The sequence below is a fragment of the Rhodococcus erythropolis R138 genome (assembly GCF_000696675.2).
GTDB classification, from domain to species: domain Bacteria; phylum Actinomycetota; class Actinomycetes; order Mycobacteriales; family Mycobacteriaceae; genus Rhodococcus_F; species Rhodococcus_F erythropolis.
The window spans coordinates 4597803-4614290 of record NZ_CP007255.1 but is presented as its reverse complement, the minus strand read 5'-3'; the positions used below and the strand labels follow the sequence as shown (position 1 = coordinate 4614290).

Genomic DNA, 16488 nt, shown 5'->3' with positions numbered 1-16488 from the left:
CTACGCCTCAGCACTGAATTCCACTCGGACGAATTCGAACCGTCCGGAGATCTCGGCGAAGCGGGCAACAACCGTCGATGCAGGTGCGCGCACATTATCGGTGGGGTCCGCGTGAGCACAGTCGTGTCGGCTGATCTAAAGCAGCCGTCCCGGCTAATCATAAGAGCCGGGGGAACTGGCGAACTCCCAAGACCATTGTAGCTGCACGTTGTCCGCCCCTCGCGATGACATGTCGAAGATCACCGAATCGGACATGCGGTCCTTGGCGGTCGCGTCGGCCGTCGAAGCACTACAGTTCGTAGTCATGGGCGCACACGATCTTGATGCTTCGACGGACGCTGGAACCGGAGGCCGAGTCGCTTCCGATCACCCCGGCGTGATCGATTTGTTTGCCGTTCTTGCCTATGGCGAGATTTCGGCGTTCTACCGGTTGGCGGAGGACGCACAAATGGCACCGGACCTGCGAGGCAAGGTGGCGTTCGCCAGCATGGCCGCCGCCGAGATGGACCACTTCGAGACTCTGGAAACGGCGCTGACGGAACGTGGCCACGAGATCTTTGCCGTCATGGACCCGTTCGTTCGTGCTCTCGACAACTATCACGCGTCGACGACACCGTCGACGTGGCTGGAATCGCTCGTGAAGGCGTACGTCGGCGACGGAATCGCTGCCGATTTCTACCGCGAGATCGGGCACTCCCTCCCGGCGGATGTCGCCGAGATCGTCGAGGACGTGCTGTCCCAGACGGGCCACTCGGAGTTCGTGGTGCTCGAGGTGAAGGCAGCAGTGGAGGCCAGCACCCGCGCCAAGGACCGGCTGATGTTGTGGGGACGCCGTCTTCTGGGTGAAGCAATCACGCAGGCGCAGTTCGTGCTGGCGCAGCGTGAGGACCTCACGGATCTGGTGATCTCGGCCTCGGGTGACCTCAACGGAGTTGTCGCGTTGTTCGACGGTATGCAGGCAAAGCACGCCGAGCGGATGGCGATTCTCGGACTCGTCTAGGTGCCTGTTCGCTCTGGGCACAGCGTGCAGAGGAGCGTGGGCGGTCGCTGCTGCATTAGCCTTGCGTCGACAACGGATGTAATTCACGAACAGTTCGGAGGTTGACCGTGGAGGTCAAGATCGGTGTAATCGACAGCCCGCGTGAGCTCATCGTCAACAGCGAACAGACCCCTGACGAGGTCGAGACACTGGTCGCGGCTGTCCTCGGTGGCCGCGAGCCGGTTCTGGCTCTCGTCGACGACAAGGGCCGCAAGTTCCTGGTGCAGGCTTCTCGTGTGGCGTACGTGGAGATCGGTCCGTCCGATATCCGCAAGGTCGGATTCGCGCCTACCGTCTGACGCGTAGCTGTAAAAGCAGAATGGGCGGGCAGTCGTGAGACTGCCCGCCCATTCTCGTTCGGGTTCCGGTTACTTGGTTTCGGCCTGCAGCGGCACGTGTGAGAGACCGCCCCACGCCAGTGTCACGGTGATTTCCACGGCCTCTTCCTTGGGGATCGGCCGCGCGGCTTCGAGCCAGTACCGCGCCGTGAACTGGCTGGCACCGACTAGACCGACCGCAAGAATGCGCGCGCGATACGGATCGAGTCCGGAATCCTGACTGACCAGGTCGAACACGGCGTCGACGCAGGCTTCGGTGGCTTGTTCCACGCGTGTCTGGACCTGAGGTTCGCCCATGATGTCGGACTCGAACACCAGGCGGAAGCCCTGCGAGTCGTTGTCGACGAAGTCGAAGAACGCCTGGACTGCGGCGCGGACACGCTGTTTGTTGTCCGTCGTCGATCGCAGGGCTTGGCGTACGCCCGAGATGAGGCTGTCGACATAACTCTGCAGGACTGCGACATACAATTCGAGCTTGCCTGGAAAGTGTTGGTACAGGACTGGCTTGCTGACACCGGCACACTCGGCGATCTCGTCCATACCGGCCGAGTGGTACCCGTTCGCGACGAATACCTCACTTGCAGCTGCGAGGAGCTGGAGGCGGCGCGCATCGCGGGGGAGTCGGGTGCTGCGACGTGTTCCGGCAGGCTTGCCAGCCGTTGTACCGCGATCGGAGTCTGTCCGATCCGCGAGTTCTGTCATGTCGCTTCCAATCTGAGCAAAAGTAAATTCGGTTGGCGCGCGGATCCGCGAGTCGCGTGTGCGTACCCGCCAGTATCCTCCGTCACACCGGTCGTAGCCGAATGAACGATACCGTGTGTCGCCCGGGGCGAGTCGCGCGTGCCTCGGTGAGCGAGACCAGCGGTCTTTCTCGTTACAGGACGGGTTGCCATGACACGCCAGGACCAGCATGTTTCGGTCAGCCCGGGCGAGTGACTTGCCGTGTGTGAGATTCTGGACGACGTGACTGACCCAGGGGGACCGCGCATGCGTGGACGAACTACGCAGAACCCTGAACGTGAGGAACGTCGAATGCGTAGCGGAACTGGAGCGCCCCGCGACGAACGTCGGCCAGAGGTGCCGGATGATCGTGCCTACGGCGAACGCGACTATCGCGGCATTTCCTCCCATCAGCCCTTGCGTGCCCAATGGGATCCGACCAAACGAGAAGTGGGCCGAACCCCGCGTAATCCGCGGCCCGACCGGGCAGCGCGAAAGCAGAGCAAGCTCGGGCGCTTCGTCTCGACCTACGGTTGGCGGGCCTACGCGATTCCGGTTCTCGTGGTGCTCACCATCCTTGTGATCGTCGACGCAGTACGTCCGGACGCCACAGACACCGCGAGCAAGACGTCGGCTACTGCCGACCTCGCACACAGCACCGACGGAACCGACGTCATCGGTGCGCCGCCGGCCGGAGACGGAACCTTTGCGTCGTCGATACCGTCCGGCGCTCTCCCCGACGGTGGTCCGTTCACCGTCGCGGGCGGCGGAACGTGGCACGTCGTACCGGGTACGACGGGCAAGGTCGGACAGGGAACCGAACGCGAGTTCACGTACACGGTCGAGATCGAGGACGGCGTCGACACGACCGGTTTCGGCGGTGACGAATCGTACGGACGCATGGTCGATCAGACGCTGGCAAATCCGAAGAGTTGGACCAATGATCCCAAGGTCGCGTTCCGGCGCGTCGACGCGGGCGAGCCGGACTTCCGGATCTCCTTGACCTCGCAGATGACTATCCGTGAAGGCTGCGGATACGAGATCGAACTCGAAGGATCCTGCTACAACCCGAGCATGGACCGAGTCCTGCTCAACGAACCGCGATGGGTGCGAGGCGCCATTTCGTTCCAGGGTGACATCGGCTCGTATCGGCAGTATCAGATCAATCACGAGGTCGGCCATGCCATCGGATACGCCGCTCATCAGCCGTGCGAGACCGAAGGCGGACTCGCACCGATCATGATGCAGCAGACCTTCGGAACCGCGAACAACGACATCGCTAGGCTTGATCCCGAGGGCGTCGTTCCGATGAACGGACTCACGTGCCGCTTCAATCCGTGGCCGTACCCTCGAGCGTGACCGGATCGAGAATCCCTGATCTCGTCTTGAACTAGGAGTGTTTCGCGGTGTCTGCAACACCCGTCGTATTGCCACCACTGGTGGAGCCGGCAGCCGAGTTGAGCCGGGAGGAAGTTGCCAGATACAGCCGGCACCTGATCATCCCGAACGTGGGCGTGACCGGCCAGAAGCGGCTCAAGAATGCGCGAGTCCTGTTCATCGGCGCCGGTGGATTGGGTTCGCCTGCACTGCTCTATCTCGCGGCCGCAGGAGTGGGCACCATCGGGATCGTCGAGTTCGACGAGGTCGACATGTCGAACCTGCAGCGTCAGGTGATTCACGGACGCTCCGACGTCGGACGCCCGAAGGCGGTCAGCGCGAAGGAGTCGATTCTCGAGATAAACGAGCACGTCGACGTCCGGTTGCACGAATTCCGCCTGGACAACTCCAACGCGGTCGAACTGTTCTCGGAGTACGACCTGATCCTGGACGGTACGGACAACTTCGCGACGCGGTACCTCGTCAACGATGCCGCCGTCATCGCCGGAAAGCCGTACGTGTGGGGCTCGATCTACCGCTTCGAAGGGCAGGTCTCGGTCTTCTGGGAAGACGCCCCGGACGGCGCGGGACTGAATTATCGCGATCTTTACCCGGAGGCGCCGCCGCCCGGCATGGTCCCCTCGTGCGCCGAGGGCGGTGTTCTCGGAGTCCTGCCTGCGACCGTCGGTTCGATCATGGCGACCGAGGCGGTCAAGCTCATCACGGGGATCGGCGAACCGCTTCTCGGGCGCCTGATGATCTACGACGCTCTTGCGATGACGTTCCGGACGATCCGCCTTCAGCGTGATCCGACCCGCGTGCCGGTCACCGCCTTGATCGACTACGACGCGTTCTGCGGCGTCGTGTCCGAAGAGGCGAGCGCTGCTGCTGTCGGCTCGACGATCACGGCGCCGGAGCTGGACGCCATGATCGGCGAGGGACGATCGATCGAGCTGGTAGACGTACGAGAACCGGTTGAATGGGACATCATGCATCTGCCGGGGGCGGTGCTGATCCCGAAGGACCGCATCCTTTCCGGTGAAGCTCTGGCGACGTTGCCGCAGAACAAGCAGATAGTTCTGTACTGCAAAACCGGCATTCGTTCGGCCGAGGCACTGGCCTTTCTCAAGAACGCCGGTTTCTCCGACGCAGTTCATGTTCAAGGCGGCGCGATCGCCTGGGCGAACCAGGTGGATGCGAGTCTGCCGGTCTACTAGGCGCGCCTCGCGGGAGGCGGCGCCGCGCACCGGTAGCGTTGGGGTGTGAGCACAGGCCAACCTCCCCAGCACGTGTGCTCCACCTTCGGCCTCCGTGAAGTCGATCCCATCCCACTCGGTGCGGATTGGGACGGCGGGTGGCTGTGTGGAGACGTCGTCCTTTCAGCAGTCGCGGATCATGCCCGCGCAGCGTGGTCGGCGAAGGTGCGAGAGAACCTCGAAGTCGACGGCGTTCGGCTGGCTCGACCGGTGCGTTCGACTGACGGTCGTTACGTCGTCTCGGGCTGGCGCGCTGACACATTCATCGTCGGATCGCCGGAACCACGTCACGACGAAGTGGTCTCGATGTCCTGCCGACTGCATGCGGCGACGGCCTCGCTCGAGCGCCCGCGCTTCCTTGCACAACCGCCGGTGCCGCCGTGGGCCGAGGTCGACGTATTCGTCGCCGCTGATCGCGCGGCATGGGAAACGGTTCCGCTGAGGATCGCGAAGGGCGTCGAGCAACTCGAGACGCCCACTCCGGACGGTCGCAAAAGTCTGGAACTGATTGCCGGGCTCGCTACTTTGCGGAAGCCGGTGCAGAGCCCGGACCAGCTCGTGCACGGCGATCTGTTCGGGACGGTGCTGTTCTCGGGCAGTATGGCCCCCGGAATCACCGACATCACGCCGTATTGGCGACCGGCTGCGTGGGCCGCCGCCGTCGCTGTGGTCGACGCGATCTCGTGGGGCGGTGCCGACGAGGCACTGGTCGGCCGGTGGGAAGATCTCCCCGAGTGGCCGCAGATGCTTCTACGTGCGGTGATGTTCCGCTTGGCAGTTCATGTTCTGCATCCGCGCTCGACGGCGGACGCGTTCCCGGGGTTGGCCCGTACTTCCGACATCGTGCGCTTGCTGCTCTAGATCGGGGCGCCGGTACCGAAGTCCGAGACCAGGCCCTCGAACAGCTCGCGTGCGGCGTTCGAGGCGGCCACGGTGTTTCCGTCGACGACAGCGTTGACGAGGTTCGCGTGCTGCGAGTGGAACCCTTCGCCGGTTGCATCGATGTGCTGTTGGATCGTGGTCTCGATGACCGGGAGCAGGGAGTCGTAGAACTCCAGGTAGACCTCGTTGTGGCTGGCCGCGACGATTGCTCGGTGCAGGGCGACGTCCGCGGTGGTGGCAGCGTCGATGTCCTGACCCTCCCATGACGCGGTGCGAAGCTCGAGTAGTCGCGTCAGTTCGGCGATGTCGTCTTCGGTTCGCCGTGCGGCGGCGAGGGTGGCCGCGGTGATGTCGAGTGCGCGCCGAAGTTCGAGTACATCCCGCTGGTGGGCGCCGGCAAAGTAGTTGCCGAGAGTGCCACCGAGGTCGGAGACAGCAACGACGTAGGTGCCCGATCCCTGACGACGTTCCAGCATTCCGGCGTGAACGAGCGCCTGGACCGCCTCGCGCACGGTATTGCGACCGGTCCCGGTCAGCTCCGACAGTTCCGGTTCGGTGGGGATTTTGGAACCGATCGGCCAGGTTCCGCTCCGGATCTCGTTGCGGAGTTGTTCGGTGACCTGCGAGATGAGACTTGCGCGTCGAACGGGTTGCACGTGGTTGTTTCCTCGGGTCCGGGTAAGTGGTGTGAATGTGACGTTAGAATACCGCGCTTGTGCGAGTTCGTCCGGTCATCCTATGATTTCCCGGTGACTGCTCAACTGGAGAGAACCGAAACCCGCTCGTTGATACAAGGCCGTGTGCTCGTCTTCGCTGCGATTGCGATGTCTGCGCTCGTACTTCGACTTGCGGTGACCTCGTTCTCGCCCTTGGCGGCCGAGATTCGCGACGAGATCGGCTTCTCCGCCTCGATCGTCGGTGTCTTCGGCATGGTTCCGACCGCAATGTTCGCCATCTTCGGTCTCATCACTCCCGCCATCGCGAAACGTATCGGGCTCGAGCGAACGGCCCTCGTCGCGATGCTCATGGCCGGCGTCGGAATGCTGTTGCGCGCCATGATGTCTCAGACATGGTCGTTGCTGGCCCTCTCGGCTCTGGCACTGGCAGGCATGGGAATCGGCAATGTCGTGATCCCACCGTTGGTCAAGCGGTACTTCTCGGATCGCCTCGCCACCATGAGTTCGGTCTACATCGTGGCCGTGCAGATCGGCACCATCGTTCCGGCGTTCGTCGCAGTCCCGGTTGCCGACGCCTTCGGGTGGAGGTTCTCGATCGGCTGGTGGTCCGCCTTCGGCTTCGCCGCAGCCGTGCCGTGGTTGATCACCCTCGCTCGCTCGCGCAAGGCTCGCGCGAACGAAGCCGGGTCCGTCGAGAATGCATCGGATTCGGTTGCGGCAGTGGCAGAACAGCCACGCGGTCAGGTCTGGCGTTCTCCCGTGGCCTGGGGGATGGCCGGCATGTTCGGCATGACCTCACTGATCACGTATTCGATGTTCACGTGGATTCCCTCGATCCTTCGTGACGCCGGAGCCAGTGATGCGTTCGGCGGAACGATGGTCGGAATGTTCTCGGTGATCGGGCTCGTCGCGGCGTTCGGTGCGCCGACCCTGTGCGCCCGCATGGCCAATCCTTTCCCTGTCGTGATTGCGTGTGCCGTCTGCTACCTGGTCGGCATGGGCGGGCTGTACTTTGCCCCGATGGCGGCGCCGGTCGTGTGGGTTGTCGTCCTGGGCCTCGGTCCGAGCACGTTCCCGATGTCGCTCACGCTGATCAACCTGCGTACTCGTTCGCACATCGGTTCCTCGGCACTGTCCGGCTTCACCCAGGGCATCGGCTACTCCGTTGCCTGCCTCGGTCCGCTCCTGTTCGGCGTTTTCCACGACGTGTCCGGTGGATACGCTGCGCCGTTCGGCCTGCTCGTCGTCGCGGTGATCGTGGTGCTCCTGGGCGCCTATCAGGCATGCAAGCCTCGGATGCTCGAGGATTCCTGGCACGCACCTGCGAAAAACTAGCTCACACCCGGTCTTGTTACCGGGTGAGGATCAATTGACTTCGCGGTCATCGCACGCAGCACCGGCGCAATAACCGTTTTCTACCTTTGGGTCTCCAACATATTCAGGAGGCCCTGGTGAGTCATTACATCGAGCATTGGGATGCAGAGGACGTCGACGCCTGGGAATCCGGCGGCAAGGACATCGCGAAGCGGAACCTGATCTGGTCAGTGGTAGCCGAACACGTCGGCTTCTCGATCTGGTCGATCTGGTCCGTGATGGTGTTGTTCATGCCGACGGATATCTACGGCATCGACGCGGCCGGAAAGTTCTTCCTCGTCGCAGTGCCCACACTTGTCGGGTCGGTCCTCCGCATTCCATACACGGTTGCCACCGCACGGTTCGGTGGTCGCAACTGGACCGTCATGAGTGCGCTGTTCCTCTTCGTACCAACACTTCTCACGCTCTACCTGATGATGAACCCGGGTGCGTCGTACACCACGTTCATGTTGGTAGCGGCCACTGCAGGTATCGGCGGCGGCAACTTCGCGTCGTCGATGACCAACATCAATGCCTTCTACCCGCAACGCCTCAAGGGGTGGGCGCTCGGTCTCAATGCCGGCGGCGGCAACATCGGTGTGCCGATGATCCAGCTGATCGGTCTGCTGGTGATCGCCACCGTCGGTAACCGTGCTCCGTGGATCGTGTGTGCTGTCTATCTCGTGTTCATTGCCGCCGCTGCCGTCGGTGCCGCGCTGTTCATGGACAACCTGGGCAACCAGAAGTCGGACCTGCGCTCGATGGCCAAGGCACTCAAGTTCTCCGAGTCGTGGGTGATCAGCTTCCTGTACATCGGTACGTTCGGTTCCTTCATCGGATTCAGCTTCGCCTTCGGTCAGGTTCTGCAGATCAACTTCCTCGCCGGCGGTGCCACTCCGGCCGCGGCCGCGCTGCATGCAGCACAGATCGCCTTCATCGGTCCTCTCCTCGGTTCGATCGCCCGGCCCCTCGGCGGCAAACTGGCCGACCGGATCGGCGGCGGCAAGATCACCATGTGGACGTTTGTCGCCATGGCATTCGCTGCATCGATTCTCGTGACGGCCGGAACGATGGACGACAACACCGCGGGCGTCGCCAGCGCCGGAATCATGGTGACCTTCGTTCTCGGATTCATCGCCCTGTTCCTGCTCTCCGGCATCGGAAACGGATCCGTTTACAAGATGATCCCGGCGATCTTCGAGGCGAAGGCTCAGAGCTTCGACCACATGGATCGAAGCGAGAAGGCAACGTGGTCGCGCAGTATCTCCGGTGCTCTCATCGGATTTGCCGGTGCGGTAGGCGGTTTGGGCGGCGTCGGCATCAACCTGGTGCTGCGCGCGTCGTACAGCAGCCCCGCGAAGTCGGCGACCATGGCCTTCTGGGTGTTCCTGGCCTTCTACATCGCCTGCATCGCAGTCACCTGGTTCGTCTTCCTGCGCAAGCCGTCGACGCTGACCACAGACGTCGACGAGGCGAAGGTCGCAGTCACGGCGTGAGCGGTCCGCAGAATCTCAGAACTATCTCGTACCTCAGGAAGTAGGCGTCATGAGCAAGTCGGTTGTTGTCATCGGACACGGAATGGTCGGACACCGATTCGTCGAGGCACTGCGTTCGCGCGACGAAGCGAACAACTGGTCGGTGACCGTACTCTGCGACGAGCAGTACGCAGCGTACGACCGAGTCGGGCTGTCCTCGTACGTCGGAGCGTGGGACCCCAAGGAATTGGCACTGGCCGGCAACGATTACGTCGGCGACAGCCTGGTCGATCTCCGAGTGGGGGAAGGCGCGCTCTCGATCGACAAAGATGCACGCACGGTCACGACGACAACCGGCGAGACGATCTCCTACGACGCTCTGGTGATGGCGACCGGTTCGTATCCGTTCGTGCCTCCCGTACCGGGGCACGACGGCGACGGATGTTTTGTCTACCGCACCCTCGACGACCTCGACGGTATCCGGGCCGCCGCCGAGAAGGCGGGTCCTGGCGCTGTCGGCGTCGTGGTGGGCGGCGGTCTTCTCGGACTCGAGGCCGCAAATGCTCTCTCGCTCATGGGAATGACGGCACACGTCGTCGAACACAATGCGCGATTGATGCCGATGCAGGTCGACGAGGGCGGCGGCGCACTGCTCGCTCGCCTCGTCACCGAACTCGGTCTCACCGTTCACGCCGGAGTCGGGACGGCGGGAATCTCGCAGGCCGACAACGGAATTGTGGTCGAACTCTCCGACGGCTCCACCATCGACGCGTCGCTGCTCGTCTTCTCCGCCGGAGTTCGTCCGCGAGATCAGCTGGCCCGCGACGCCGGCATCGCAGTGGGGGAGCGCGGCGGCATCCTGACCGACCTCGGCTGCGTGACTTCGGACGAGAACATATATGCCGTCGGAGAATGTGCTGCGGTGGAGGGCCGTTGCTACGGTCTGGTTGCTCCCGGCTACACGACGGCCGAGATCGTGGCCGATCGTCTGCTCGGCGGCGCCGCGGATTTCCCGGGCGCCGACATGTCCACCAAGCTCAAGCTCATGGGCGTCGACGTCGCCAGTTTCGGTGACGCGATGGCGACCTCACCGGGCGCTCTCGAAGTTGTCCTCAGCGACGCGTCCAAGGGGACGTACGCGAAGCTCGTGGTCTCAGATGATGCGAAGATCCTGCTCGGCGGCATTCTTGTCGGTGACGCGTCGGCCTACGCGTCACTGCGCCCGCTGGTCGGTCGCGAACTACCCGGTGACCCGGCGACATTGATCTCGCCTGCGGGGGAGAAGCCGGGTGCAGGCTCGCTGCCCGACGATGCCGAGGTGTGCTCGTGCAACGCGGTGACCAAGGGAGCCATCTGCGGCGCAATCGCGGCCGGCGCATGCGACATTGCTTCGGTGAAGGCGTGCACCAGCGCCGGAACCACCTGTGGCGGTTGCCTTCCCACTGTGAAGCAGCTGCTGGCCGATTCCGGCGTCGTGATGTCGAAGGCACTGTGCGAGCATTTTGCGCAATCGCGGGCCGAGTTGTTCCAGATCGTGCAGTCGACGCAGACCAGAACCTTCTCGGCGCTGATCGCCAAGTACGGCAAGGGCGCCGGTTGCGACATCTGCAAGCCCGTAGTCGCTTCGATTCTGGCATCGACGGACTCCGATCACATCCTGCACCGCCAGCAGGCGTCGTTGCAGGACACCAACGATCACTTCCTCGCGAACATCCAGAAGAACGGTACGTACTCCGTGGTACCTCGTATGCCTGGCGGCGAGGTCACGGGTGAGCAGCTCATCGTCATCGGTGAGGTGGCGCGTGATTTCGGCTTGTACACGAAGGTGACCGGCGGTCAGCGCATCGACTTGTTCGGGGCTCGTGTCGAACAGTTGCCCGCGATCTGGAAGCGTCTCGTCGACGCCGGGATGGAATCGGGTCAGGCGTACGGCAAGTCCCTGCGGACGGTCAAGAGCTGCGTCGGTTCGAGCTGGTGCCGCTACGGCGTTCAGGACTCGGTGGGAATGGCCGTCGACCTCGAGAACCGCTACCGCGGCCTGCGTTCGCCGCACAAGATCAAGTTCGGCGTCTCGGGATGTGCTCGTGAATGCGCCGAAGCGCGTGGCAAGGACGTCGGCGTCATCGCGACGGAGAACGGTTGGAATCTGTATGTGGGCGGCAACGGCGGACAGTCGCCCAAACACGCTCAGCTGCTTGCCGGAGGCCTCGACGACGCAACCTTGGTCAAGTACATCGACCGCTACCTCATGTTCTACATCCGCACCGCCGATCGCCTGCAGCGCACGGCGCCGTGGGTCGAATCACTCGAAGGCGGACTCGATCACCTCAAGGCTGTGATTTGTGAAGACAGCCTGGGAATCGGCGAAGAACTCGAGGCTCTGATGGCCAAGCACGTCGAGGGCTACCAGGACGAATGGGCTGGTGTGCTGGGTGATCCGGAGAAGCTGTCGAGGTTCGTCTCATTTGTGAATGCACCGGAAGAAGCCGACCCGACGGTTGTGTTCGACGAGACCGGAGTGCGCAAGGTTCCAGTCCTGATGGGTATGCCGAGCATCCCTACGCGCCGGTAATAGTCGCGTAACCCGTGGGAAACACGGGGTCCGTAGAAACGTAGACAAGAACCCGCGCGACGTTGTCGCCGGATCGACAGGAGGACTTCGATGAGTGTCATCGATGCGCAGATCGCCAAGCTGGATTCGGATCGACTCGAATGGACGTCGGCCTGCCCGCTGAGCCATCTGATCCCTGGACGCGGGGTCGCCGTGCTTCTTCGCGGCGGCGAGCAGGTGGCGCTGTTCCTGCTAGAGGACGGCACACTGCGGGCTGTCAGCAACTTCGATCCGTACGGCCGCGCCGCGGTGATGTCACGCGGACTCGTCGGCGACCGGGACGGTGAACCGATCGTGGTCTCGCCGCTGCTCAAGCAGGCGTTCTCGCTGGTCGACGGCCGAGCGCTGGACGACTCCGCGGTCGCGCTGCCGGTATACGGAGTTCGCGTGTGGGCAGGCGTCGTTCAGGTACACAGCCTTCAGATGCAGGGCGTTCGCTCGACTGTCGCCGATGCAGTCTCGTGAGTGACGACATGCCGTTGGCTGGATTCACGGTAGGTATCACCGCTTCGCGCCGCGCGGAGGAATTCGCGACGTTGCTGACTCGTCGGGGAGCGGACGTCGTTCACGCTCCGGCGATTCGGATCATCCCTCTCGCCGACGACCGCGAGCTCGAAAGGGTGACACAGCAGATCATCTCGGATCCTCCCGAGGTGGTTGTCGCCACCACCGGGATCGGATTCCGGGGTTGGCTGGAAGCAGCCGACGGGTGGGGTGAGGCGGAAAATCTCGGATCCGCGTTGGGCTCGGCTCGTCTGCTCGCGCGCGGACCCAAGGCGAAAGGGGCAATCCGCGCGGCCGACCTTCGTGAAGAATGGTCTCCGGCATCCGAGTCTTCCGCCGAAGTGCTCGAACATCTTCTTGCAGAAGGTGTCTCGGGAAAAAGAATCGCCGTTCAACTGCACGGCGCCACTACCGAGTGGGAGCCGATTCCCGATTTCTGTCAGGTGCTGCGCGACGCGGGCGCCGAGGTCATCGCGGTCCCTGTCTATCGATGGGAGCCGCCGGAGGATCCGACGCTGCTCGACCGGATGATCGACGCCATCGCTTCAGCTGGAATCGACGCCGTCAGCTTCACCAGTGCACCGGCCGTTGCGTCGATGTTGATGCGCGCCGACAAGACCGGGGATCTCGGCGACATTCTCGACGCGATGCGGGGTCCGGTGGCGGCAATGTGCGTCGGCCCGGTCACCTCGGCGCCGCTCGAAGCCTTGAATGTACCGACCACAGCCCCGGCGCGGGCGCGTCTCGGGGCGCTCGCGCGACACATCGTCGACGAACTCCCGCAGCGAGCCAACAAGATTCAAGCCGGTGAACACGAAATCAGCATCCGCGGCGGTTGCGTTGTCGTGGACGGTGAAGTGAAGCAATTGCCGCCGGCTGCGATGTCGTTGATCCGCACTCTCGGTGCCAGCCCCGGTCGAGTCGTCTCCCGCGACGAACTTCTGGCTTCTCTTCCCGGTGGCGGCGGCGACACCCATGCCGTCGAGACCGCCGTCGCCCGATTGCGCGCGTGCCTCGGTGCGCCCAAAGCCGTTCAGACCGTGGTCAAGCGGGGCTATCGACTTGCCCTCGACCCCGGCGACTACGTACAGAATCCAGGTGACTATGCAACGCGATGACGATGTACTCGTACTGGTAGCTCACGGCACGCGTAGCCCACGTGGCGTGGAAATGGTTGCTGCCCTTGCCGAAGCCGTCGGCACGCGCGTCGGGCGCACGCGCGTTGCCTTTGTCGACGTGCTCGGTCCGTCACCTTCTGAAGTCCTCCGGGACACTCCGGGGCGAGCGATTCTCGTACCGGCCTTCCTGGCGTCCGGCTACCACGTTCACACCGATGTTCGACGCGAAGTGGCGATCAGTGGGCACTCGGCTGTGACTGTGACGCCCGCACTCGGACCCGATCCGGCGCTTGCGCGCGTGCTGCTCCGACGCTTGACCGAAGCGGGGTGGAATCCGGGCGACGCGATAGTGCTTGCTGCTGCCGGGTCCTCCGATGCGCGGGCGCTGCGAGACGTCGAGCGTGCTGCGCTGATGCTCGCCGAAGCGGCGGGGGTCCGGGTGGACATCGGATACATCGCGACCGGGGAACCGAAGGTAGCCGATGTTGTTGCAGCAGCACGCGTTCGCGGCGCGAAGCGAGTGTTCGTTGCCTCGTACCTCCTCGCACACGGACTGTTTCACGAAAGATTGCACGCTGCAGGAGCCGATGGTGTGACCGAACCGCTCGGCGTCGATCCGGGAGTGGTGGACCTTGTCGTGAATCGGTATGAGAGTGCGCGAAGGGAACTAGTATCGCTGCATGACGTCTCACTCCGTAACGCCGACGTATGCCGACCTGGTCGCCGCAGTTCGTGATTCCGACGTCAAGGCACAGGCTCTCATCGGCGGACTGACCGAAGAGCAGGCGCGGGAGCCCTCCGGGCTCCCCGGGTGGAGTCGGGGACACGTCGTGACGCACATGTCGCGCAACGCCGACGCGCTGGGCAGATTTGTTGCCGGAGTGCAGGGCGGCGAATCGGGGGAGATGTATCCCGGGGGACCGGACGCGCGCAATGCTGCAATCGAGGAAGGTGCAGATCGCCCGGCTGAGTTGTTGGCTCTCGACTACCGCTTCTCGGGAACGAGACTGGTCGACGCGTTGTGCGAGATCCAGGCAGATCGACTGGACACGCCGGTGCCGTGGCGCAAACCTGTGACGGCATTCGATCTGCCGATTCTGCGCTGGAACGAGATCGAGATTCACCTGATGGACCTCGACATCGGCTACACCTGCCACGACTGGCCTGCCGAGTTCGTGGAATTCACTCTCGCCCGTCAGTTGGGCGCACTGGAGACAGCGGTCCCGGGTGTACGTGTTCCTTCGCTGTCGGATGCGGAGACCTTGGCCTGGTTGGTCGGGAGGCCGACGAGGGTGGGGCTGCCTACCCTCCCTGCCTGGCCTTTCTGAGACACGGCCTTTCTGAGAGTTAGAACAGGGTGGGGGCGCTGACGTCGTTGCGTGCTTGGGCCAACCGCGCACTCCACCGTTTCACCAACCACATCTCGACGATCTCGGGTTGGGTGCCGGCGGCATAGGCCCAACTGTCGAGCAGTTCGCAGTACCGGCGGTAGCGACGCGTCGTGAAGCCCGTGACGGAAGGATCCTCGAGCCAGCCCTCGTGGATGAGTGTCGAGACGCCGTACTGATCGATCATCTGAGCGCGTCGGCCTTCGTCCTGTACGCCCACCGCCCACATGAAAGCGGCCATGAGTGATACCCCCACGCCGGGCGTGAGTGGCCACCCGGACCAGGTGTCGCGCCGCACGACCGGCATCGACTTGTTTTTCGAACAGTGATCGAGAATGGCTGTGATCTGGGTCAGCGGATCCTCGTCTTCGCGGTGATGCGGATTGAAGACGTTGGGGAACCGCCGCGTGAACCGTCTGCTTTCGTGCGAGCCCTGCCAGGCCGCGCAGAGAAAGAGCAGTCCGAGGCCGTCGTGCTGGGCGACAACGAGGTCGCTCGACGGGCGAAGGTCGTTGCGTTGAACGATGGCTCGGCCTTCGGTGATCACTTTGCCGTCGAGGTCACGCCCGCGCAGGCTGATGGTGTGGCCGGCGTCCTTCAGGTGCGCGTTCCACCAATCCAGGTCGACGGTCGCTTCGTCGTCGAGGACGTGCAGTGGAAAGGTGCGGGAGCGGCACCACTCGACCAATGCGTCCGGCGGTTCGAATCCTTCGTCGACACGATTCATGGCGCGATGATCCCACGAGTCGCCGACAGGAATTCGTCCGACGCGCAGGTCACCGAGATGGAACCGGACACTCGCGGTACGCTCCGCTCATGAAATTGGCGTCCTCGCAGGTGCGGCCGGCGCTGTGGACGGTAGCCATCGCCTTGACGGCCACGGGTCTGAGCGGATGCATCGGTGCCGTCGATCGGATGGATTTCGACAACCAGATGCGCGAACGTGGCGGTGGGATGACGTCGGAGTTGGTGCGAGGCGGGTTCGACAGCCTCGCACATAGATACGGCGTCGACGCGATATCGGTGACCAGCATCGACATCAGCCCGATCGAGACGCTCGGGGTCACCGTTCGTGACCCCGGGAAGCCGTCACAGCTCGACAGATTCTCTTTCGACGGCGTCATTCTCGGCGAGCCCATCCCCGTGCAAGTCAGTGTCACCGACGATCTCGATGCGCGATCGTTCACGCTGGATCAAGTGCCGGCATTGGCGAATGTCGAGAAGTTGGTCGACGACGCGCTGGCGAGCAGCGGAGTCGACGACGGCGAAGTCTCCGGGATCTCGGTCAGTCGCACCGAGTCGATACACGCCTCCGTGATGGTGGAATCCCCACGCTCGCGAGTACTTGTGGTCTTCGAGCCTGACGGAACTCCCTTTCTGGTGCAGCCGCTGTGAGCCGCCGAATCGCTCCGTTACTGATCTCGGTAGCGGTGATCGTGGTCGTGGGAATCTTTGCCGCACTGCTGTCTTCGGTGATCTGGCCCGGCCAGGTCGCGCACTTGGCACCGATCTTCTGTGAAGAACCGACATCGAGCGCGATGGTCGTCTCGGATTCCTTTACCGACGGCGACGGTACGTCCACCAATTTCACGCTGTACTGCGTCGGACCGCGCGGTCAGACCGTTGATGCCGGCTGGCTGCTGCCGTTCTTGGTGCTGTGGGGCGTGTATTCGCTGGTGCTCGCGATCGTGGTCGGCGTGATCGTGCTGGCGGACGTCGGCCGGCGCAGGCGCCGAAACCGCTGACCCGA

17 protein-coding genes are annotated in these 16488 nt (G+C 63.5%); 14 read left to right on the top strand and 3 right to left on the bottom strand.

Going from position 1 to position 16488, the window contains the following annotated elements:
• Window positions 1-304 precede the first annotated feature (304 nt).
• Both H351_RS21140 and H351_RS21135 read left to right on the top strand, forming a co-directional pair.
• On the top strand, window positions 305-1000 hold the full coding sequence (locus H351_RS21140; RefSeq protein WP_029255047.1) for a ferritin-like fold-containing protein: 696 nt from the start codon (window positions 305-307) through the stop codon (window positions 998-1000).
• A gap of 107 nt (window positions 1001-1107) precedes the next feature.
• A complete protein-coding gene (locus tag H351_RS21135; protein WP_003942312.1) occupies window positions 1108-1338 on the top strand; it encodes a DUF3107 domain-containing protein in 231 nt (76 codons plus the stop codon).
• A gap of 69 nt (window positions 1339-1407) precedes the next feature.
• Here H351_RS21135 and H351_RS21130 read toward each other — a convergent pair whose 3' ends face one another.
• Window positions 1408-2079: an HTH-type transcriptional activator FasR gene (locus H351_RS21130; RefSeq protein ID WP_003942309.1), complete on the bottom strand. Its 672-nt coding sequence runs from the start codon at window positions 2077-2079 to the stop codon at window positions 1408-1410.
• A gap of 330 nt (window positions 2080-2409) precedes the next feature.
• Between H351_RS21130 and H351_RS21125 the strand changes: the two genes are divergently transcribed.
• The 3 genes from H351_RS21125 to H351_RS21115 are packed head-to-tail and all read left to right on the top strand — an operon-like array spanning window position 2410 to window position 5591.
• Complete coding sequence (locus tag H351_RS21125) at window positions 2410-3456, top strand: DUF3152 domain-containing protein (RefSeq protein ID WP_153212496.1); 1047 nt, start codon at window positions 2410-2412, stop codon at window positions 3454-3456.
• Between the two features lie 47 nt (window positions 3457-3503).
• On the top strand, window positions 3504-4691 hold the full coding sequence (moeZ, locus tag H351_RS21120; protein ID WP_029255048.1) for an adenylyltransferase/sulfurtransferase MoeZ: 1188 nt from the start codon (window positions 3504-3506) through the stop codon (window positions 4689-4691).
• A gap of 45 nt (window positions 4692-4736) precedes the next feature.
• Window positions 4737-5591, top strand: a complete 855-nt coding sequence (locus tag H351_RS21115) for a TIGR02569 family protein (protein WP_007731227.1) — start codon at window positions 4737-4739, stop codon at window positions 5589-5591.
• Here H351_RS21115 and H351_RS21110 read toward each other — a convergent pair.
• A complete protein-coding gene (locus tag H351_RS21110; RefSeq protein WP_020907120.1) occupies window positions 5588-6268 on the bottom strand; it encodes a FadR/GntR family transcriptional regulator in 681 nt (226 codons plus the stop codon). The genes H351_RS21115 and H351_RS21110 overlap by 4 nt on opposite strands.
• A gap of 93 nt (window positions 6269-6361) precedes the next feature.
• Here H351_RS21110 and H351_RS21105 point away from each other — a divergent pair, with 93 nt between their 5' ends.
• The 7 genes from H351_RS21105 to H351_RS21075 all read left to right on the top strand — a co-directional run bounded on the left by H351_RS21105 (window position 6362) and on the right by H351_RS21075 (window position 14678).
• Complete coding sequence (locus H351_RS21105; protein WP_019747810.1) at window positions 6362-7624, top strand: MFS transporter; 1263 nt, start codon at window positions 6362-6364, stop codon at window positions 7622-7624.
• A 113-nt stretch (window positions 7625-7737) separates the two neighbouring features.
• On the top strand, window positions 7738-9138 hold the full coding sequence (locus H351_RS21100; protein ID WP_085989607.1) for an MFS transporter: 1401 nt from the start codon (window positions 7738-7740) through the stop codon (window positions 9136-9138).
• A 49-nt stretch (window positions 9139-9187) separates the two neighbouring features.
• The gene (nirB, locus tag H351_RS21095; protein WP_029255049.1) at window positions 9188-11689 is read left to right on the top strand and encodes a nitrite reductase large subunit NirB; all 2502 of its coding nucleotides are present in this window, start codon (window positions 9188-9190) and stop codon (window positions 11687-11689) included.
• A 90-nt stretch (window positions 11690-11779) separates the two neighbouring features.
• Window positions 11780-12193, top strand: a complete 414-nt coding sequence (nirD, locus tag H351_RS21090; protein WP_019747813.1) for a nitrite reductase small subunit NirD — start codon at window positions 11780-11782, stop codon at window positions 12191-12193.
• Window positions 12190-13350 (top strand): uroporphyrinogen-III synthase, encoded by a 1161-nt coding sequence (locus tag H351_RS21085; RefSeq protein WP_019747814.1) that lies wholly within the window; start codon window positions 12190-12192, stop codon window positions 13348-13350. The genes nirD and H351_RS21085 overlap by 4 nt, the downstream gene beginning before the upstream one ends.
• Entirely contained in the window at window positions 13337-14086 is a 750-nt protein-coding gene (locus H351_RS21080; RefSeq protein WP_029255050.1) for a sirohydrochlorin chelatase, read from the top strand. Before H351_RS21085 ends, H351_RS21080 begins: the two co-directional genes overlap by 14 nt.
• The gene (locus H351_RS21075; RefSeq protein WP_029255051.1) at window positions 14031-14678 is read left to right on the top strand and encodes a maleylpyruvate isomerase family mycothiol-dependent enzyme; all 648 of its coding nucleotides are present in this window, start codon (window positions 14031-14033) and stop codon (window positions 14676-14678) included. Before H351_RS21080 ends, H351_RS21075 begins: the two co-directional genes overlap by 56 nt.
• A 19-nt stretch (window positions 14679-14697) precedes the next feature.
• Here H351_RS21075 and H351_RS21070 read toward each other — a convergent pair whose 3' ends face one another.
• Window positions 14698-15465: an 8-oxoguanine DNA glycosylase OGG fold protein gene (locus tag H351_RS21070; protein WP_003942311.1), complete on the bottom strand. Its 768-nt coding sequence runs from the start codon at window positions 15463-15465 to the stop codon at window positions 14698-14700.
• 89 nt (window positions 15466-15554) lie between these two features.
• Between H351_RS21070 and H351_RS21065 the strand changes: the two genes are divergently transcribed.
• A complete protein-coding gene (locus H351_RS21065; protein ID WP_029255052.1) occupies window positions 15555-16133 on the top strand; it encodes a hypothetical protein in 579 nt (192 codons plus the stop codon).
• Window positions 16130-16483 carry a hypothetical protein gene (locus H351_RS21060; protein ID WP_019747818.1) on the top strand — a complete coding sequence of 118 codons (354 nt, stop codon included), beginning with the start codon at window positions 16130-16132 and terminating at the stop codon, window positions 16481-16483. Before H351_RS21065 ends, H351_RS21060 begins: the two co-directional genes overlap by 4 nt.
• Window positions 16484-16488: the final 5 nt, after the last annotated feature.